Annotated in this window: 20 protein-coding genes, 1 tRNA gene and 2 pseudogenes; 12 read left to right on the forward strand and 11 right to left on the reverse strand. The window is 59.5% G+C overall.

Going from position 1 to position 19432, the window contains the following annotated elements:
• On the reverse strand, positions 1-834 hold the full coding sequence (locus CACC_RS00200) for an FHA domain-containing protein (RefSeq protein WP_005276103.1): 834 nt from the start codon (positions 832-834) through the stop codon (positions 1-3).
• A gap of 208 nt (positions 835-1042) precedes the next feature.
• Between CACC_RS00200 and CACC_RS00205 the strand changes: the two genes are divergently transcribed.
• Positions 1043-1127 (forward strand) — tRNA-Leu (locus tag CACC_RS00205).
• 304 nt (positions 1128-1431) lie between these two features.
• Here CACC_RS00205 and CACC_RS00210 read toward each other — a convergent pair.
• The 7 genes and pseudogenes from CACC_RS00210 to CACC_RS00240 form a co-directional block, all read right to left on the reverse strand.
• A complete protein-coding gene (locus tag CACC_RS00210) occupies positions 1432-1554 on the reverse strand; it encodes a VOC family protein (RefSeq protein WP_005276107.1) in 123 nt (40 codons plus the stop codon).
• A gap of 65 nt (positions 1555-1619) precedes the next feature.
• Positions 1620-2330: pseudogene (locus CACC_RS00215) on the reverse strand (IS6 family transposase).
• Positions 2331-2597: 267 nt separating this feature from the next.
• The gene (locus CACC_RS00220) at positions 2598-3212 is read right to left on the reverse strand and encodes a YdhK family protein (protein WP_005276111.1); all 615 of its coding nucleotides are present in this window, start codon (positions 3210-3212) and stop codon (positions 2598-2600) included.
• 47 nt (positions 3213-3259) lie between these two features.
• Entirely contained in the window at positions 3260-5494 is a 2235-nt protein-coding gene (locus CACC_RS00225) for a copper-translocating P-type ATPase (RefSeq protein WP_035108216.1), read from the reverse strand.
• Positions 5495-5545: 51 nt separating this feature from the next.
• Positions 5546-5872 (reverse strand): heavy-metal-associated domain-containing protein, encoded by a 327-nt coding sequence (locus CACC_RS00230; protein ID WP_005276120.1) that lies wholly within the window; start codon positions 5870-5872, stop codon positions 5546-5548.
• 114 nt (positions 5873-5986) lie between these two features.
• Positions 5987-7114, reverse strand: coding sequence for a sensor histidine kinase (locus CACC_RS00235; protein WP_005276122.1), 1128 nt, complete (start codon positions 7112-7114; stop codon positions 5987-5989).
• On the reverse strand, positions 7111-7833 hold the full coding sequence (locus CACC_RS00240; RefSeq protein WP_003859491.1) for a response regulator transcription factor: 723 nt from the start codon (positions 7831-7833) through the stop codon (positions 7111-7113). The genes CACC_RS00235 and CACC_RS00240 overlap by 4 nt, the downstream gene beginning before the upstream one ends.
• A 405-nt stretch (positions 7834-8238) precedes the next feature.
• On the opposite strand from CACC_RS00240, the gene CACC_RS00245 reads away from it, so the two are divergent.
• The 5 genes and pseudogenes from CACC_RS00245 to CACC_RS11670 all read left to right on the forward strand — a co-directional run bounded on the left by CACC_RS00245 (position 8239) and on the right by CACC_RS11670 (position 11726).
• Positions 8239-8814 (forward strand): CueP family metal-binding protein, encoded by a 576-nt coding sequence (locus CACC_RS00245; RefSeq protein WP_035108218.1) that lies wholly within the window; start codon positions 8239-8241, stop codon positions 8812-8814.
• 71 nt (positions 8815-8885) lie between these two features.
• Positions 8886-10367, forward strand: coding sequence for a multicopper oxidase family protein (locus CACC_RS00250; RefSeq protein ID WP_005276131.1), 1482 nt, complete (start codon positions 8886-8888; stop codon positions 10365-10367).
• 72 nt (positions 10368-10439) lie between these two features.
• Positions 10440-10638 (forward strand): annotated as a pseudogene (locus tag CACC_RS00255) (hypothetical protein).
• Between the two features lie 381 nt (positions 10639-11019).
• Positions 11020-11487 (forward strand): DDE-type integrase/transposase/recombinase, encoded by a 468-nt coding sequence (locus CACC_RS11665; RefSeq protein WP_430733307.1) that lies wholly within the window; start codon positions 11020-11022, stop codon positions 11485-11487.
• 11 nt (positions 11488-11498) lie between these two features.
• Positions 11499-11726, forward strand: coding sequence for an integrase core domain-containing protein (locus CACC_RS11670; RefSeq protein ID WP_430733308.1), 228 nt, complete (start codon positions 11499-11501; stop codon positions 11724-11726).
• 289 nt (positions 11727-12015) lie between these two features.
• Here CACC_RS11670 and CACC_RS00265 read toward each other — a convergent pair whose 3' ends face one another.
• Together CACC_RS00265 and CACC_RS00270 are read right to left on the reverse strand one after the other, a co-directional pair.
• On the reverse strand, positions 12016-12597 hold the full coding sequence (locus CACC_RS00265; RefSeq protein ID WP_005276137.1) for an LURP-one-related/scramblase family protein: 582 nt from the start codon (positions 12595-12597) through the stop codon (positions 12016-12018).
• Between the two features lie 28 nt (positions 12598-12625).
• Positions 12626-13759, reverse strand: coding sequence for an HNH endonuclease signature motif containing protein (locus CACC_RS00270; RefSeq protein ID WP_244262119.1), 1134 nt, complete (start codon positions 13757-13759; stop codon positions 12626-12628).
• A 228-nt stretch (positions 13760-13987) separates the two neighbouring features.
• On the opposite strand from CACC_RS00270, the gene CACC_RS00275 reads away from it, so the two are divergent.
• Genes CACC_RS00275 through CACC_RS00285 form a run of 3 tightly spaced genes read left to right on the forward strand, consistent with a single transcriptional unit; the run spans position 13988 to position 15442 of the window.
• Entirely contained in the window at positions 13988-14329 is a 342-nt protein-coding gene (locus CACC_RS00275; RefSeq protein WP_005276146.1) for a hypothetical protein, read from the forward strand.
• Positions 14329-15159: a hypothetical protein gene (locus CACC_RS00280; RefSeq protein WP_005276150.1), complete on the forward strand. Its 831-nt coding sequence runs from the start codon at positions 14329-14331 to the stop codon at positions 15157-15159. The genes CACC_RS00275 and CACC_RS00280 overlap by 1 nt, the downstream gene beginning before the upstream one ends.
• On the forward strand, positions 15137-15442 hold the full coding sequence (locus CACC_RS00285) for a CHY zinc finger protein (protein WP_005276153.1): 306 nt from the start codon (positions 15137-15139) through the stop codon (positions 15440-15442). The genes CACC_RS00280 and CACC_RS00285 overlap by 23 nt, the downstream gene beginning before the upstream one ends.
• A gap of 14 nt (positions 15443-15456) precedes the next feature.
• Here CACC_RS00285 and CACC_RS00290 read toward each other — a convergent pair whose 3' ends face one another.
• Positions 15457-16764 carry a M20/M25/M40 family metallo-hydrolase gene (locus CACC_RS00290; protein ID WP_005276155.1) on the reverse strand — a complete coding sequence of 436 codons (1308 nt, stop codon included), beginning with the start codon at positions 16762-16764 and terminating at the stop codon, positions 15457-15459.
• A 77-nt stretch (positions 16765-16841) separates the two neighbouring features.
• Between CACC_RS00290 and bioB the strand changes: the two genes are divergently transcribed.
• The 3 genes from bioB to CACC_RS00305 all read left to right on the forward strand — a co-directional run bounded on the left by bioB (position 16842) and on the right by CACC_RS00305 (position 19427).
• On the forward strand, positions 16842-17822 hold the full coding sequence (gene bioB, locus CACC_RS00295) for a biotin synthase BioB (protein ID WP_005276160.1): 981 nt from the start codon (positions 16842-16844) through the stop codon (positions 17820-17822).
• On the forward strand, positions 17822-18085 hold the full coding sequence (bsaP, locus tag CACC_RS00300) for a biotin synthase auxiliary protein BsaP (RefSeq protein WP_005276164.1): 264 nt from the start codon (positions 17822-17824) through the stop codon (positions 18083-18085). Before bioB ends, bsaP begins: the two co-directional genes overlap by 1 nt.
• A gap of 220 nt (positions 18086-18305) precedes the next feature.
• Complete coding sequence (locus tag CACC_RS00305; protein ID WP_244262120.1) at positions 18306-19427, forward strand: ATP-binding protein; 1122 nt, start codon at positions 18306-18308, stop codon at positions 19425-19427.
• Positions 19428-19432 lie beyond the last annotated feature (5 nt).

The following is a 19432-nucleotide window of genomic DNA, read 5'->3' on the forward strand; positions in this document are numbered from 1 at the left end:
TTAGTAACTATGCGAATCAAGGCCCGTAATGCGGACCTCGACGTGGGAATGGCCCATGGTGATCACATCGCCATCGGCAAGCAGCCAGTTATCAATAGGAGTGTCATTGACTGTGGTGCCATTGGTGGACTGCAAATCCACCAACACGGCATCTTCGCCGTTCCACGTGATTTCCGCGTGCTGGCGGGACACGCCCGTATCCGGCAGGCGCAAATCTGCATCATTGCTGCGGCCAATAATATTTGACCCTTCCTGCACGTGATAGACGCGGGAAGAGCCATCCTGCAACATCAAATTGACTGCGGGGCCCTGCGTTTGCGGCGCGGGTTGGTCATCTTGCGCAATGAAAGCGGTAGTAGCTGCGTCATCCGCATTATTTTCGTGCGGGTTGGTCATCTGGTCCTCCTGACCATCAAAGTCGTGGAAAATCGCCTCGAAACCGGTCTCTTCTGTGGGCTCGTGATCTATAAACGAGGACACACGAAGCTGGCCCGTGCGCAGGCCCGATTCCTCCGCAATCCGCACAATGACGGGACCAGCGAGGGACCATCCGTTATTGCGGATAAAGCGAGATAATTGGTCTGCGCAATCGGCAGGCAAATCGGGGTCTTGCGACAAGTTCTCCAAATCCTTGGAGGAGACACCTACAGTCATGACATTGGGACTATAGAGTTTGTCATCGTCCCCGTGGCCGAGATTGTCCTGGGCTTCTTGCTTCAAAAGCTCATCAATCTCTGCAGGAACGACCTTGCCGCCGAAGACAAAAGCCATGCCGTTATCAAGGCCGCGTTGCATAGCGGAATCGAGCTTCGCCAGCCTTTCTAAAAACGCCACGAATTTTGCTCCTTTCCGCTATACAGCGATCAGTAGTGATCAGTAGTAGCCATTATAGTTTGTACACCCCTTTCAAACGTAGACGGCGGCGCGAAAGTTCCTAGATTTTCGCCTTTAAATGCGCAAAATAATCCGCTTTTCCTGCTGATTTGTAATTGCATGTGCTTCCTGTGCTATCTTTATCTAGTCGCACTGACAACCACACCCTGCCCGGGTGGCGGAATTGGCAGACGCGCTGGCTTCAGGTGCCAGTGTTCGATAAGGACGTGCGGGTTCAAGTCCCGCCCCGGGCACAATGAGCAGTTGAACAAACTGCGAGACCGGAGGTAACAAACTCGAAAGGGTTCGTGACCTTCGGTTTCTTTGTTTTTCTGAACTTTGGCGGTTGAGGATTGCAAGTGTGGGAATTTACATCCTAACTCCCGCTCTCTTCTGTCGAACTCTTGTTTTCGATGGTGTCAACAAGTCATTTTGCTTGTTATTTTGATCTGACGTTCTGGCTTTAGCTCCCGCTTCGGGGAAATTGGAATCCTCCAACTGAGATGTTTTCCTTGGGCTGTTGGAGGATTTCCTAGTTGTTGAATCCCAATTTAAGAATTAAACGACTGGGCTGACGCGGAACAGGTTTCCATCAGGGTCGGCAACTACGAAGGTGCGGCCGAAGACGTCATCGTCGGGTGGCTGCACAATTTGGACTCCTTTTGATTGGTGCTGTTGCAAAGTTGGGCGGAGAGCAGCGAAGACTCAGTTTCTCATTCCCTGACGGCCGCTGCGTGTGGGCGTTGTTAGGCCGTCTCGAAGACCCGGTTGACGATCACCGCGTCCGGGTTCGGTTGCCCGTAGGCAAACATCGCGCCTAGCCCTTTCCGCAATGAGTGCATCGCCTCCATCCCTTTCAACGTCCGATATGCAGATATCCGGTTCTTAAACGCGCCTTTCGGCCCGAGAATCCGCTTCAGCCGACCATGGTCGCCTTCCAGGATGTTGTTGAGGTATTTCACCTGCCGGTGTTCCACTGTTGGCGGGCAGATTCCCTCTGACTTCAACTCGGCGATTGCCCTGGCTAGGGAGGGTGATTTATCGGCGTTGATCACTCTGGGATACCCGGCTGACGCATTGGATCTGACGGCCTTGGCCAGGAAACACTTCGCTGCGGCCACGTTCCGATTCGAAGAGAGGTAAAACTCCAAGGTCTGGCCACCGGCGGTGATCGCCCGATAGAGCTAGCACCACCTGCCGCCGACCCGGATATAGGTCTCATCCACCCGCCAGGAACTAGCTTGCCAGTCAGGTACCTGCCGGTACCACCGTGTTTGCTTGTCCAGCTCAGGGGCGTATTTCTAGACCCAGCGGTAGATCGTGGTGTGATCGACCGGCACGCCCCGCTGAAGTCATCATTTCCTCCAGAGCGCGGTAGCTCACCCCGTAGCGGCAGTACCACCCACTGCCCACAGAATAATGTCACGGGGGAAATGACGACCCGAGAAAATACCCATGGCTGTGATTAGTTCACGTCGCCCTTCCTACTGCCCCAACTTTGCAACAGCACCCAAAGCCCTGGAATGAACTCCTGTCACCAGGGTCATTCCAGGGCATATTTCCCTGACTAAGAGAAGCAGTGACACAGAAGGTCTACCTCAGCGTGGGCCCTGTGGGCGTGCAGGTTCCGTGTGTGGCTGGTGTGCTGCGGCATGGTCGGCAGCGATTGATGACCGACTCTGGAGCGGGTGCCTTGTCTGGTCTCGCGGTTCAGGGTGGGTGGACTATTCGGCGGGTTGGATCTCGCTCTCGGTGACCCACTTGTGGTTGGTCATCGTCATCCCGTCGACGGTGAGATCAACCATGTAGACCGTCTCCTCGGTGGAGTAATCGATGGTGGCCTCAGCACCCTTCATGCCGGACATGTGCTCGGCATCCAGGACAACGCTCGCCCCGTCGGGCAGGGGGGCCTGACCCGGATCGACGAGCTCCTCATGGACGACCCAGCGGTGGTCGGTAACCGGGGCCCCACCCTCGGCGGGGGTGTAGCTGACCGAATAGGTCGTGGTGTCAAACGCCCCGGAAATGGTGGCGGTGGCCCCGTCCATGCCGGGCATGTGGTCAGCGGTGAGGATGACCTCGGTGCCCACCGGGTACGTGGGATCCTCGGCCTCTTCAATGCCTGCCGGCGGTGCCCCGCCGTCGGCAGGGTGGTCGTGCCCGCCGTGCTCTTCGTCGGCAGTGGTGGTGTCTTCCTGGTGGGTCTCGTTGGTCTCTGCGGTTGCCGTCGTGGTGCTGGTGGTGTCGGCATCGTCGGAGTTGTCGGTGGCGTCGCTGCAGGCGGTCAGCGCCAGGGTGGAGGTCAGTACCAAGGCGGCGAGGGTAATGCTGCGTTTCATGAGCGTTCCTTTCAAAGGTGGTGTGAGTTAGGGGTCGAGAGACAAGGTCAGTCAGTAACGGTTACGGGGGATATCGACCTACTGTGTTCCTCCTTCCCGTCGGTCGGAGCCAGGTGAGCCGGCTCCAGATCAATGCGGCGCAACAGCTGGGCGTTCAGGGCCACCACGATGGTCGAGGCAGACATCAAGATCGCGCCCACGGCCGGGGACAGCACGAACCCGATCGAGGCGAGCACTCCGGCAGCCAGCGGCACGGCGAGGATGTTGTAGCCAGAGGCCCAGATCAGGTTCTGGATCATCTTGCGGTAGCTGGTCTGGGACAGCTCAATCATCGACAGCACTGCCCGCGGGTCATCACTGGCTAGGACCACCCCGGCAGATTCCATGGCCACATCCGTGCCGGCACCAATGGCGATACCGACGTCCGCGCGGGTCAGAGCGGGGGCGTCATTGACACCGTCACCGACCATGGCCACGCTCAAACCCCGGTCCTGCAGCTGCGTGACCTTGGTGTCTTTGTCCTGGGGCAGGACCTCGGCGAAGACCTCATCAATGCCTAGGTCCTGACCAACCGCCTGGGCCACCTGTTGCGCGTCGCCGGTGATCATCGCGACCTTCACCCCGCGTTCCTGCAGGGCTTTCACAGCGGCGCGGGATTCGGGGCGGATCTTGTCCTCGACGGCCACCGCACCGATGATCTGACCGTCGCGGACAATATGGAGCACACCGGCCCCACGCCCGGTCCAGGCACTGGTGGTGTCGGTGAGCTCGGCCGGGGTGGTGAGGTTGAACTCGCGCAGCATGTTCGGCCCTCCCACGAGGATCTCAGCGCCATCGACAGTGGCCCGGACTCCCCGGCCGGAGGCGGCGTTGAAACCAGTTGCACGGATTTGCCGACGGGAGGCCTCGGGATGGGCGGCCGCGGCCGCCACGATGGCGCGGGCCACGGGGTGCTCGCTGTCGGCCTCCGCAGCGGCGGCCAGGGCCAGTAGCTCGTCCTCGGTGACGCCGACAGCTGCCGCGACACCGGTGACCGCGTGCGCACCCTCGGTCAGGGTGCCGGTTTTGTCGAAGAGCACCACGTCGATGGTGCGCATCCGCTCGAGCGCCATCCGGTCCTTGATGAGCACCCCGGATTTCGCGGCCCGCTCGCTGGAGATCGCAATGACCAGCGGAATCGCCAGGCCCAGGGCGTGCGGACAGGCGATGACCAGCACCGTGACCGTGCGCACGACGGCATCGTCCGGGCTGCCGATGATGGTCCACACCACCGCGGTGATCAGAGCGGAGATCAGCGCGAACCAGAACAACAACGCCGCCGCCCGATCCGCCAGGGCCTGGGCCCGGGAGGAGGACTCCTGGGCGTCGGCAACCATGCGTTGGATCCCGGCCAAGGCGGTGTCCCCGCCGGTAGCCTCCACCCGGACGCGGACGGTGTTGTCGGTGGCCACGGTACCGGCGACCACCTTGTCACCGGTGTCGCGGAAGACGGGACGGGATTCGCCGGTGATCATCGCCTCATCGAATTCGGCGGCTCCGTCGAGGATGGTTCCGTCGGCCGGCACCCGGGCACCGGCCCTCACCAGAACGACGTCGTCGACGACCAGCTCGGAGATGGCCACGGTGCGGGTGGTCCCGTCGATGACTTTCTCGGCCTCATCCGGCAGCAGGGCAGCCAGCGCGTCAAGCGCGGAGGACGCGGCCCCGAGAGCGGACATCTCCAGCCAGTGGCCCAGCAGCATGATGGTCACCAGCAGGGCCAGCTCCCACCAGAAGTCCAGCTCAAAACCGCCCAGCCCCAGAGTGGTGACCCAGGAGGCGACAAACGCCACGGTGATGGCCATGGCGATCAGGAGCATCATCCCGGGTTGGCGGGATTTCAGTTCTTTCCATGCGCCCTTGAGGAAAGGCGTTCCGCCGTAGACGAAGATGATCGTGCCCAGCACCGGGGGGATCCAGGTGGATCCGGGGAATGCCGGGAGGTGGTAGCCGAGCAGCTGGGCGACCATGGGGCTGAAAATAACGACGGGAATGGACAGAATCAGAGACCACCAGAAGCGGTCCCGAAACATTGCGGTGCTGTGTCCGGCGTGTTCGCCGTGACCATGAACGTGGTGGTCTTCGTCCAGGGCGGCGTGCGTGTGATCGTGGGGCATCACCTGGCCGTGGGTGTCGGGATCTGCGTGGTGTTCGTGGCTGGCATGATCTGGGTGGTGGGTGTGGTCTGTTTCCGGAGCGGGGTGATCACCATGGTGATCACCGGAATGGTGGGGAGTGCTCATGACGTTCCTTTCGCTCAACCCGGTCGGGGTCGAGATGATGGGTAAAACTGATCAGGATAAGACGGTGTAGCCAGCCTCCTCGATGGCCCGGCGAACCATCTCCGGAGGTACGACACCGGTGACCGTGACGGTGGAAACTCCACCAGCAGCGAGATCAATCTGGACGTCGTCGACTTGGGGGAGGGCCTGAAGGGCCTGGGTCACGCTTTTCGCGCAGTGCCCGCAGGTCAGGCCGGTGACCTGGTAGCTAGGGGAGGACCCTCCTGCTGACGAGTCGCTGGCGGCAGGGATGGAGGCGGTGTCGGCACGTGAGGCAGGTCCGCAACAGCTGCAGCCGTGGGAGGCCATCGGCAAGAGGCGGGGCGGGGAGGTGATCATGGGAAAGCTCCTACGAGTCGGTGGGATGCGACGATGCCACTCTCTAGCATATACCCCCCAGGGGTATATTTTCAATGGGTGGAGGGCGCGGCTCTCACGCGGGGCAGGGTGTGGTCACCGAGCAGCCTCCTCACTGTCGGGAGGGGACAGCGGGAGGCGGAGGGCAAACACCGCTCCGCGACCGGGTCCGGGGGAGGTGGCGGTGAGAGTGCCGCCGTGGGCCTCGATCAATGCCTTGGAGATGGTCAGACCGATACCGGCCCCGCCGTCGTCCCGGCTGCGGGCGGCATCCCCCCGGTAGAAGCGTTCGAAGATGTATCTGAGCTGGTCAGGCGGGATGCCCTCGCCGTCATCGGCGACGTGGATGAGTGCGGTGGACGCCCCCTGTCGGTGGACGCTGATCCGGACCTGCCCGCCGGCCGGGGTGTGTCGTAGCGCGTTCGAAAGGAGATTGCTCATCACCTGGCCGAAGCGTTGCCGGTCCACGAGCGCCCGGGCGGTGTGTGTAATGGTCTCGATCTGTAAATCGACGCCTTTGTCAGCATAAGCTTCCCCCGCGGCAGCAGCGGCGGTATGGAGCAGATCCCCGAGCCCTTCCTCCGCCAGGTCCAAATCGATCCGGTGTTCCTGGGCCCGGGAGACATCGTCGATGTCTTCCATCAACCGGGTCAGGCGGGTGAGTTGGTCAGCCATGATCGTGTGGGTGGCATTATTCCAGTCCACGACCCCGTCCTGGAGACCATCGAGGTAGACCGTGAGCACCGATAAGGGGGTGCCCATTTCGTGGGCCAGATCAGAGAGCATCTGGCGGCGGACCTGTTCGGTGTGTTCCAGCCGATCGGCCATGGTGTTGAAGGCATGCGCCAGGGTGGTGACCTCGGGGCCTGCTTTTCCGGCGGGCACGCGGATACGGGAGTTGCCGGCCGTCAGGCTGGTAGCGGCGCGGGTGAGATCCTGCAGGGGGGTGCGCAGACGACGCGATAACCACAGGCTGGCCAGCAGGGCGCTGATCAAGGCGCTGGGCAGGGCGACGGCCAGGGTGATCAGGTTGGCGCCCCGGTAGGCCTGCTCGGCATGGAACAGCTCCAGCGAGGGGTCCTCCTGGCCGGTCATCAACATATGATCATGGAACAGGGTCGGACCCACCGTCGTGGCCACGGCCGCGGCCACCAGCAGGCTAATCACCACGACCAACACCTGGGCGGCCAGGAAGCGGAAGGTCAGGCCGGGTCCGTGATTCATGGTTGCCCCACCCGGTAGCCCACGCCACGCACGGTGTCGATAAACCCCCGGCCCCGGGTGTCGGTGCCGAGCTTGCGACGCAAGTTGCCGATGTGGACATCGACGATGCGTTCATCACCGACCCAGGTGGTGTCCCAGACCTCGGTGACCAGGTCGTGGCGGGTCAGCACCTGGCCGGGGCGCAGGGCCAGGGCAACCAGCAGCTCGAACTCCGTGCGGGTGAGCTCCACGGTCGTCTCCCCCACCCGCACCTGATGGGCGACGGGGTCAAGGATGAGGTCACCAACGATCAAGGGGGTGGTCACCTGCGGTGGGGTGGTGCTGGTGCGCGGGCGGCGCAGCACCGCATGCACCCGGGTCACCAGTTCCCGGATGCTAAAAGGTTTGGTGATGTAGTCATCCGCCCCCAAGGTCAAACCGCTGATCTTGTCGTCCTCGCTGCCACGCGCGGTGAGCATGAGGATGTAGCAGTCCGAGAAGGTGCGGATCCGTCGGCACACCTCCAGGCCGTCGAGTTCGGGCAGCCCCAGATCCAGCACCACAACATCAGGGGAAAAGCGACGAGCCTCGTCCACGGCCTGGGTGCCGGTGTGAGCCTGGCGGGTATCGAAGCCGGCCCTGATGAGGTAGGAGGCCACCATCTGAGCCAGGGGTTGTTCATCATCGACGACCAGCACCCGCCCCGGGGGCGTGGCGGTGGTCGGTGTGCGGTCAGCCATAGGCCCCAGTATTGCTCCGGTCAGGGGGGAATACCACCCTCGCTCAGTGCCCGGCGGGGCAATCTTCATCAAATCTTCAAACATCACCCTTCGACTGCCGTCACCCTTGTGCCCCACCCCGGGCCGGCGGCATCGCCTCCCCTGGTCGGTTCAGCAGGCGCCACCAGGGATTTCACTGCCTGCACCGCATACCCGGGGCGGGTAGAAGGACATCGCCCACGGCTGTGGGGTGGTGTCCCGGTGGTGACCCAGCCCACCGAATCCACCCCCCTTTTCGCCCTGTTATAAGGCTGTGAGCAGGGCTTTTGATTTCTAGTCCGTCAGGCACCCGTGCTAGATAAAGATATGACATCGACCTTGAGGCGGTGTCTTCTCACGGTCTTACCACGATCCAAGGAGATTGACGTGAAACGAGCAGCGATCGCAGCCGCCGCCCTTGCCCTCGCCCTCACGGGGTGTTCGGCCGCCGACCCGGAACCCACCGCCGACGGGACGGTGTCCCGGGATACATTCCTGACTACCTATGGCCTGGCCGCCATGGACGCGGTGGAGATCATTGATCACCTCGACCGGCAGAAGGTCACTGAGCGTCCCACGGATCTGATCGCTTCAGTGCGTGCCGATGAACTGCTGCTCTCGAGCGATGACCAGGAAGTCGTGGTCGATCTTCCCGACAATCAGACGTATGTCTCGATCGCGCCCTATCTCACCTCCACCCACGACTGCTTCTACCACAGCCTCACGACCTGCCTGGGGGAACTCGACAATGAGGATATCCAGATCACGATCACCGATGAGGCGACCGGTGAGGTGCTGGTGGACGAGGCGACAACCACCTTCGACAACGGGTTTATTGGCTTCTGGCTTCCCGATGATGCCACCGGCCTGATTGAGGTCAGCTACCAGGGGCGTACCGGCACCGCGGAGTTTTCCACCGCCGACGATGGTGCCACCTGTGTCACAGACCTGCACCTGACGTGATGGCTCAGCAGGGTCCTCACCTGCGCCTGTCTCCCGTGTCACTGAAATCTAACACCAAGGAAGGTTAAATCATGATGAATGGATTTTCCCGACGACAGTTTCTGCTCGGCGGGCTCGTCCTCGCCGGCACCGGGGCCGTGGCCGCCTGCACCAGCGACCCTGGACCCGCTGCCTCGGCACCAGGTTCCTCTCTTCGCCCCACTCCCACCCCCACTGCGCTCGGTGAGCCGACGGTGCGCCGGACACTGACCGCCCGGCCCCTCTCTCTGGATATCGGCGGCATCGAAGCCAAGACGTGGGGATACGTCTCTGACACCGGGGATGCGGCCATTGAGGCCACCGCCGGCGACGTCCTCCAGGTCGATATCACCAATGAACTTCCTGAGAGCACCTCCATCCACTGGCATGGTATCGCACTCCACAACGCAGCCGACGGTGTGCCCGGCATGACCCAGGACCCCATTGAACCTGGCGAGTCTTTCTCCTATGTTTTTGAAGTCCCCCACAGTGGCACCTACTTCTACCATTCCCACTCCGGCCTGCAGCTTGATCGCGGCCTCCACGCCCCACTGATCGTCCGTGACCCGCAAGACGCTGAGGACCAGGACGTCGAGTGGACCATCGTGCTCGACGACTGGGTCGATGGCATTCAGGGCACTCCCGACGATGAGCTCGACAAGCTCACCGGAATGGGTTCAGGCCACCATAACGGGAAGAAGGGAATGGGAGGTCACGGCCAGATGATGCACGGCACCCCGGACCGGGTACTGGGCGGGGATGCCGGCGATGTGATGTATCCGCACTACCTCATCAACGGACGTATCCCCCGTGCTCACCGGACCTTCGAGGCTCGCCCGGGCGACAAGGCCCGCCTGCGGTTTATCAACTCCGGCGGTGACACCATCTTCAAGGTGGCCCTCGGTGGTCACCGCATGACCGTCACCCACACCGACGGCTTCCCCGTCCAGCCTCGGGAGACCGAATCGATCTACCTGTCGATGGGCGAGCGTGTCGACGTCGAGGTCATCCTCGGCGACGGCATCTTCCCGCTCACGGCTTTGGCGGTGGGTAAGGACGACCGCGCCTTCGCCGTCATCCGCACCGCCGGCGGCCAGGCCCCCCACCCCGATGTCGACTTCCCCGAGTTGTCGTCCACCGGACTGCTTCTGTCCTCCCTGAAGCCAGCAGACCGTGCACTCCTGCCCGAGGACACACCAGACCGAGAAGTCAGTATCGACCTGGGCGGGCAGATGATGCCGTATGAATGGAGCATTCTCACCGACGGCCAATCCTCCTCCGCGACCGTGCAGGAGGGCCAGCGCCTGCGGATGGTCATGCGCAACAGAACCATGATGCCCCATCCCATGCACATCCACGGCCACACGTGGGCGCTGCCCGGCAGCGGCGGGCTACGCAAGGACACCGTCCTTCTCCGCCACGGTGAAACCATGATCGCCGACCTGATCGCTGACAACCCCGGTGAGTGGGCATTTCACTGCCATAACGCCTATCACCTGGAAACCGGGATGTTCAGCTCGCTTCGCTACGAGTAACCCCCACAGCAGGGTTGAGTGCCGAGGTGGGCGGGGGTGTCCCCCGAGTAGTGGACACGGCGTTGGTGTGAAGTGTCCCAGGTTTTGTTCCGTTTGAGTAGATGGGAAAATCTGGAACATGCCGAGAAAATTTGACCAGGATGCAAAGGACCGTGTGGTCCGTCTCGTGGAAGACCGCATCGTGGCGGAAAATATGTCGATGCGCCCCGCGTGCCAGGCAGTAGCCCCAAAGCTGGGGGTTTCATGGCACACGGCTCGTCAATGGACTTAAGCCTGCCCGCCGTGCAGGAAACATCCCAGAACCTGTACCTGAAGATTTGGCCGCCGAAAATGCCAGGCTGCGCCGTGAAAATCACCAGCTACGCGATACTAATGAGTTGTTGAAGGCTGCCTCGGCTTTTTTCGCCTCATGACTCGACCCGAAACGTTAAGAAATGATCCGGTTCATCGATGAATACCGGAATCGTTTCTCTGCCCGAGTTCATTTGTAAGACGTTGAAAAATAACCGGGCTGGTGGGTTTATCACCTCGCGTGGGTATCGCCAGTCCAAGGCTCGCGGGTTAAGTGCTCGTCGACTTCGCGACGGGTGTTCTGGTTGAACGCATTAGTGCTGTTCATCGGGATAATTATGGTGTCTTAGGTGTGCGGAAAATGTGGCATGCTCTTCGCCGTGACGGAATCGATATCGGGCGTGAACAAACCGCCCGACTGATGCGCCTGGCTGGCGTTTCTGGCAAAGGCACAGGCGGATCACCAATCACAATCCGAAAAGCTAACGTGCCTGATTTGCGCCCAGATTTGGTCGAGCGTGAATTTAAAGCTCAAGGCCCGAATAAACTGTGGGTGGCTGACATTACCTATGTACGGACACGAAAAGGATTCGTCTACACCGCGTTTGTCACCGACGTCTACTCCCGGCGGATCGTCGGGTGGGCGCTGTCAGATTCGATGCGGACCGAAGCTTTGCCGCTGCAAGCACTCAACCAAGCGACCCAAGAGTGCGAGGGAAACAACAGGTCTCATTCACCATTCGGATCACGGCTCGCAGTACGTCAGCGTTGTCTACAACCAGCGCCTTTCCCAGCATGGCATTGCCGCTTCCACTGGGACTGTCGGTGACTCCTACGACAATGCTCTGGCTGAAAACGTTAACGGCCCCTCATAAGAACGAGCTAGTCCATACTCGCAGGTGGAATGACGTTGTAGAGGTAGAAATTGCGACATTCGAGTGGGTGTCATGGTGGAACGAGACTAGGCTCCACCAAAGCTTGGGATACCGAACCCCGGTCGAAGTGGAAACCGAGTTTTGGAAGCAGAACCCGCCACAGGCAATAATAGAAATCAAGGCAAATGCCTAGGAACAAAACTCGGGGCACTTCATTCCTTGGCGGAGTATGCAATGCCGTTCAGGTGGCTGCACTGCGAATCATCGTGGTGGGAACCGTACCTGATGGGGTGAAGCCCAAAGCCCTTTCTACGATGGGATCGATAAATAGCTCTGCAATGCTTATTGGATACATCATTGGGGCGCCAATCGTAAGTGCCATCGGCCCAGCCGCGGCACTGGCCGTATCCGGAATTGGAACCTCGGTGCTCACAGTAGGACCAGTCCTGAAACACCGTTTGCACTGATGCCCATGCGCGCACCTAGTTGCTGTTTTTCTGCTTTTTCGTGCGCAGCATGTCCATGCTCATTACGGCGCCGATGATGGCTGCGTGTTGTTGCTCGTTGAGGTCTGGCGCGATCCGCAGGAGATACGTGTTTTTACCCATGAAGTAGTTGCCCATGCCGGTCCACTTATTGGAGACATCGGCAAGCTGGCGATCCTGGGAGGTGATGGTGAGGTTCCAATCCCAGAAATCGCCGTGCACTTCGACGTCGGCAAAGCCCTCCATTGTTAATTTCATCTTGGTTTTGAACATGGAGAAGCGCTTGGTGATAACGGCCATGGGCTGTTCAATTCCCGGTAGGTGTACTTCGTAGGTATCCCGCAAAAAATTCGGCGGATCCGAGATCGTCATGACTGTTTGTTGGGGGTTGCCTTCGGCATCCGTGAGTGCGACCTCCAAGCTACGGGAGGGTTTAAACACCATTTCCTTAAGGCTGGTGGATTGCACGATGGTGCCCACTGGGGTCCCGTTGACATCAGAAATCATGAATCGATCCTTGAGGAGGGACTTGGTCTGGGAAATAACCAGCTCGTTGAGCGTGAATAAGTTTTGCATCATGCCAGCCAATGTATGGCAGTGGGCGTTTTTAATCCTCCTCCCTAGGGGTGGTTTTTGCTTCTTCCTGTGCTTGGTGGGCCTCCTCGTAGGCTCGCGCGCGGTGGGCGGTCATGGTTTGTGCAAAAGTTTGCACCCAATTCTTATTCTTTTCTGCCAGTGGGCCGGAAGGCTCGGTGACGGTCCAGGTGCCGTCTTCGAAGAGCCAAATAATGTCCCGGGTGTGTGGGTCCATGACGTAGAAGACGCGGCCATCGGTCTTTATGTTGTGGTGGTGCTGGCACAGGCAGGCAAGGTTTGCGGGAGTCGTCGGCCCGCCATCCGCGTGGTTGATGCGGTGATCCTTTTGGCACACCGTGGCAGGGCGGTTGCAGCCTGGGTAGCGGCAGGTGCCGTCGAATCCTTCGAGGTAGGCTGCCATATCCGGCGGGGTTACGTATCCCTTTACCTCTTTATCCGGGTTCATTTCCCGGATCTTGGAGTAGGGCAGCGCGTTGGAGCGCGCTGGGTCGAGCCACCCAACGGATTCAATGAATGCGGGGGAGTTGGGGACATCGGTTGCCTTGTAGGCATTCAGGATGACCTGGGGCGCTTCGGTATTGCCGGTGAGGAGGGAAATGGCGGCATCGGCAAGCGAGCAATCCAGCTTGAGCGCAGTCTCCTTGATGCACTTATCGACGCACGCCATCACCGAGGGATCCGCGCTCAGCGTCATCGCCGTGGTATTGTTTCCCCAATTCTCCATGGTGTAGCGCGGCTGGGTCGGCCCCTTCTTGACCGCAAGGGTGTCATCTTCGAGGTTGATGAGCTCATTAATCTTCCTTTTAATCTGCGCTTGCGTCCGCATGGCCTGGTTGGCGCGGGTGGGAGTGAGGTAGGCGGTGAGCTGCTCATCGATGCGCGCGATTACCTCCGGGGTCGGGTTGCCCAGGCGGTTAAGGGATTTATTGATGGCAATGAGGCGGTCTAAATCTAAGTGATAGAGCTCGTGTTGCAGCTCTTTCAGCTGCGGGAGCTCTTCCAGGCGGTACAGGGCCATCAGGATATGGCCGATTCGCCCTTCATTAACTCCGGTGGTGCGGTAGAGGGATTGGGTGACTAATTCGAAATCAGAATCGAGATCGGGGATCTGTTCAGTCCAGAACTCGTATTCAGTCTTCCGCATTTCAAAAGCTAAGCGTGTAGTGGGGTCTTTGGTGTTGGTCGTGGAAAAGTAGGGATCTTCCATGGCGCTTAAAACCTAAATTTGTTGTGTGAACGTGTGTACGAAAAACACTATAGAACACCCGCCGGACATTCGCCTGTTTTAACGTGTTTTCGCAGGTAGAACTGCATATTCTTCGGTCAGGATAACCAGCTTAAAAGCAAAATTATGTGCTAGCTTGAGGAAGGTATGAGTCAGGAGCAGGACACGCAGGAAGAACCCGGCCGCGCGTGGTGGCAGTGGTGGGCGCCTTTGGCGATGATCGCTAACTTCCTGGTGCTCCCGCCGGCGATTTACCAGGCGGTTTCCGGCACGGTATTGCTCGGCATCATGGGTGGGCTTACCGTGCTTATTGCTTTTATCGATGCCGCCACATTCCGCTACTCATGGACCATCTTCTGGGTTGCGGGCATCGCCTATTTCGCGGCCATGGAGATGTACTTCAACGAGGGGACATGGATTTACCTGCCGGTAGTGGTCCTTTTGGCGTTGGGTGCTAGCAAATTGGGCGCCAAGTTGAGGAAGCGCTGATGGAAATCTGGCGGTTGGATCACCCTGAGGCTGGCCTGCTCGAGGTTGAGCGCGGCTACGATGCCGAGTTCGCTGAGCAGGGCGAATGGCCCAAGGAGCCGAAGGAATTTACGCCGGTGCTTGGCGATGCCCCCTTTATCCACCGCCTCCAGCTCTGGCGCAAGAATCCTGCACCCCGCATGCAGATGGTGGTCAACGGCGAGGTTCGCAGCCGGCACGACAAGCCGCGTGGCGGCCGTTATTCATTGCAGAAGAATCTGGAAAACGATCTCTCATTCAGTGAGAATAGTGCGCCGCGGACTAAGCCTTATGTAGATATCCAAGCCACGCCCTTTGGGGAGATACAGGATGTCTACTACCGCGATGGGGAGGAGGCCGTGGCCTTTGATCCGCCGCCGGGCTCCTTGGGTGAAAAGCGGCGCCGGGCAATGGAAGAAAGCCCCTTCAAGCGCGTGCTGTATCCACTGCTCGGCGGGCTGGGGAAGTCCGGGTGGGCCATCGCGATGATTGTTTTGGCTCCTATTATTAGCCGCATCCTCTCGCGCTTGCTGCCGGATTGGGAGCTGCCAGATGTAGATTTTCCGGAGATTTACCTTCCGCTGCCAAATTTGCCGAACCTGCCGGAGCCACCGCAGATTACCTTGCCCGCGCCGCAGTTTGCGGTGCACTTTGAACCGCCGGAGTGGGTGGTTTTCCTGATGGATTACAGCAGGGTGTGGATGCCTATAGTTATTGCCATCGCCATTGGGGTGATGGCGGTGCGCAATGCAAAGAAATCGGAGGCGAAGAAGAAGGAGTGGCAGAACCATGAAGATTCGCGGCGCGATTGATGCGGAGGGCCGGTGCAAGCATTGGCATTCCCCGCTCGACGTGGTGGCCAATAAGTGCGCGACCTGCGGCGAGTACTTCGCGTGCGCGCTGTGTCATGCGGAGCTGACGGATCATGAGTTTGGGCCCATGCTTGTCGATGCCCCCGCTGCGCTCTGCGGTTCCTGCGGCCTCGAGATGGATTACCGGCTGTATTCTGCTGTCGAGGCATGCCCGGAGTGTGGGCATATGTTTAATCCCGGCTGCAGTGCGCATGCCGGGATCTATTTTCAGGTCACCGCGTAAAAGCGAGGGGAGTGCTACTGGGTCAGACCCAAAAAGCGGTTGACCAAGCTGTGGTAGGCGCGCACGGTGAGATCGAGGTCCTCGAGGTAGAGGTGCTCGTCGTGGCTGTGTAATTGCGAGTTGGCGCTGGCCATATCGCGGCCCTCGGCGTGCATCGCAAAGCCATAGGCATTGCCGCCCTTGCGGCGAGCGAAGCGGAGGTCGGAGCCACCGGTGGCGTGGACGGGCACGACGTCTTTATCGGGGAAGAACTCCTTGGCGGTGGCCTCGATGGTGCGCCAGAGCTCGGTATCGGTGGAGGACTGGGTGGCGTCTTCGGTAATGAGGTGCTCGATTTCTACCTCATCGGCGAGATCGCCCAGTGCGCTGCGGAGGAAATCGTCCAAGTCTTCCTGGGTTTGCCCCGGGAAGGGCCGGATATCCATCTCGAGGTAGGCGTGGGAAGGCAGCACGTTGATGGCCCCGCCTGCGCGCAGGACGGTCTCGGCGATGGTGGTGTGGCTAAAGGCGTGGGCGTAGGCATCGAGGTTGCCAAACTTGGTGTAGTCACCGGTGCCATCGATAAGCTCTTTTTCGGTCTCAGGGTCGAACTTGAAGGTGCGGACGAAGCCCTCCCAGATCTCGTTGGAGGCTGTGGGTGGCTCGGCCTCGGCGATGCGGCGGGCGACCTCGCCAATCTTTACGATGGCAAAGTCCTTGCCGTAGGGCGTCGAGCCGTGCCCGGCATCGCCGGTGACGTGGAGGCGGCGCTGGCCAGCACCCTTTTCGCCCACGTTGAAGCCCACCGCGCCGGGCAGGTGGCTACCGCCGGTCTCGGAGAGGCAGTTCTTCCAAGAGAAGGCATCGGGGTGGTTTTCTGCCATCCACCGCACGCCCAGGCCACCGCGGGCCTCTTCATCGGCCATGCCCACGAAGGCGAGCGTTCCGCCGGGGTTGCCGGCGCGCGCTACCTCGCGGGTGACGGCGGCCATGGTGGCGGTAATAAAGAGCATGTCTACGGAACCGCGGCCGTAGAGCTTGCCGTCTTCAATGAGTGCCTCGAAGGGCGGCTTAGTCCACTTGGGTTCGTCGACGGGGACGACATCGGTATGCCCCATAAGGGTGAGGGGCTCCTTGGCGGGATCGCCGGGGACGGTCACCACGATGGACACGCGTCCCGGGTGGGATTCAAAGCGCTCGATGGAGACGTCTTCACCGGCAAAAAAGTTCTCTAGCGTATCGGCATTGCGCACCTCAAAGCCGGAATCCGGGGTGAGGTCGTTTACGCAAGCATTGCGGATGAGTTCTTGGAGGAGTTCGAGGGTGTCATCGTAAAGCGTCATGCCCCTTAGGGTAATCCCGCGAAAAAAATTTTGTGATTTTGGCCAAAGTTGAACGGCGTTCAAGTATGGTTCACTGCATGAGCATCATCGACATCGCCCGTGAGAAAGCTCTGGAGCAAGGCAAAGGCCTTAACCAGGAAGAACTACTACAAGTACTGCAGGTTCCAGATTCCCAGCTGGAAGAAATTGCTGATATCGCCCACCAGACCCGCCTGAAGTGGTGCGGCCCGGACGTATCGGTGGAAGGCATTATCTCCATCAAGACCGGTGGTTGCCCAGAGGATTGCCACTTCTGTTCCCAGTCCGGCCTTTTTGAGTCCCCAGTGCGCGCAGTGCGCCTGAACATCCCTGAACTGGTGGAAGCGGCACAGAAGACCGCCAAGACCGGCGCTACCGAGTTCTGCATCGTCGCTGCGGTGAAGTCCCCGGATGACCGCCTGCTGGACCAGGTGGGCGAGGCCATCGCCGCCATTAATGATGCCGTTGACATCGAGATTTCCTGCTCCCTGGGCACCCTGACCCGCGAGCAGGCACAGCGCCTGAAGGACATGGGCGCACAGCGCTACAACCACAACCTGGAGACCTCCCGCTCCTACTTCCCCAACGTGGTCACTACCCACACCTGGGAAGAGCGCAAGAAGACCCTGGATTACGTGCGCGAGGTAGGCATGGAAGTCTGCTGTGGCGGCATCATCGGCATGGGCGAGTCCCTGGAGCAGCGCGCCGAGTTCGCAGCACAGCTGGCAGAGATCGATCCGTGCGAGGTTCCGATGAACTTCCTCGACCCTCGCCCGGGCACCCCGTTCGCTGATCGCCCGCTGGTTCCGCTGGGTGAGGGCCTGCGCGCCGTTGCTGCATTCCGCTTGGCGATGCCCTCCACCACCCTCCGCTTCGCTGGCGGCCGCGAGCTTTCGCTTGGCGATGACGGCACCGAGCGCGGTTTGCTCGGCGGCATCAACGCCATCATTGCCGGCAACTACTTGACCACCCTGGGTCAGGAAATCGAAAAGGATGTGGACATGCTGGGCCGCATCGATCTCCCGATCAAGGCTCTGTAGTGTCCGAGCCGAACTCTGAGTTGGCAACCGCCGTCCTGGCCGGGGACGAGCCAATTTTCCACCCCAATACCGGCAAGCCGATCGAAGAGGTCTTCAAGCTGCACCCCGCTGCAGCCGCCGGCCTCGACGTGCCGCGCTACTGCCAGATCTGCGGCCGCCGCATGGTGGCCCAGGTGCGCCCCGATGGCTGGCACACCAAGTGCTCGCGCCACGGGGAGCTAGATTCTGAGTGGTTATACGTAGAGCAGCTACCAGAGAACTAGCACTACCAAGATAGGGAGCCGCTGCCGCAAGGCAGGCGGCTCTTTTTTCTATTGAAAAACAGTCGTGAACTGCGGGTAGGTAATCCTACTTGCGAAATTTGGTGCGTCCTACTTTAGAGATTTGGTACTCTCTACTTTAGAGATTTGGTGCGTCCTACTTGCGAAATTTGGTAAATTTATGTTTGTTCCTCGGCAGCTCAGTGGATCTATAGCGCAGTTAATGAAATGGTTTCCAGTTGTTAGCGTGACGGGGCCGCGGCAGTCTGGGAAGTCGACCCTTCTGAGAGAAATGTTTCCGGACTTGTCATACCTCAATCTTGAGGATCCAAGTATCCGAAGGGTGGCACAAGAAGATCCTGTGGGTTTCCTTTCGAGCCAACGTGGACCGTTGATTATAGATGAGGCTCAATATGCACCGGATCTGTTTTCCGTTGTCCAACTTCGTTCGGATGAAGTGGGAAGCCCTGGGCAATATATCTTATCCGGATCGCAAAATTTCTTGCTTATGGAATCCATAACGCAATCGCTGGCGGGCCGCGTTGGGATCAGTCATCTGTTGCCCTTCGGCCTCATGGAAGCTCGCTCTATATCAGCTGATCTGACCGTTGATGAATTTATGGTTCGTGGTGGATATCCGCGCTTGTACCAGGCTCAAATTCCTCCGGAAATCTATTTTGAAAACTACGTGCAGACTTATCTCCAACGGGATGTGAGTGGGTTACTCAATGTTCGGAATAGTGATAGCTTTTGGCGATTCATTAAGGTCTGTGCGCTGCAAGCTGGAAACTTAATCAACTATTCCGCAATCGCAAATGAGATTGATGTTTCTTTCCAGACGGTAAAAAATTGGGTCTCAGTTCTGGAGTCTAGTTTCATCATATTTTCTTTACCCAGCCACCATTCCAATCCCCGGAAGGTGCTTACTAAGACCGCGAAGTTGTATTTCTATGATACTGGCCTGTTGTGCCACCTTCTTGGTATTTCTTCACCAGAAGAACTTTCTGTGCATCCACAGTCAGGTGCAGTGTGTGAAAATATGGTGGTAGCAGAAACCATGAAAACGCATATTCACTCTGGTCGCAAGCCGGATCTACGGTTCTATCGGGATAGTTCTAAAAGAGAAATCGACCTATTGGATTTTACGGGCGGCGATCCTAAGGCTTATGAAATCAAGGCATCGCAGACCTATCATTCCAAATACACGCGTCATCTCGCGACTGTAGGTGAAGAGCTGGAGATCAAACCCGCAAACCGCACAGTGCTATACCGCGGCCAGCATTCCTTCGAAGCGAATGGTGCGCAGGTAGTCCCCGTTGAGCAGTACTTGAAGGCGCTTGATTAGATTGG

The organism is Corynebacterium accolens (assembly GCF_023520795.1).
Classification (GTDB): Bacteria; Actinomycetota; Actinomycetes; order Mycobacteriales; family Mycobacteriaceae; genus Corynebacterium; species Corynebacterium accolens.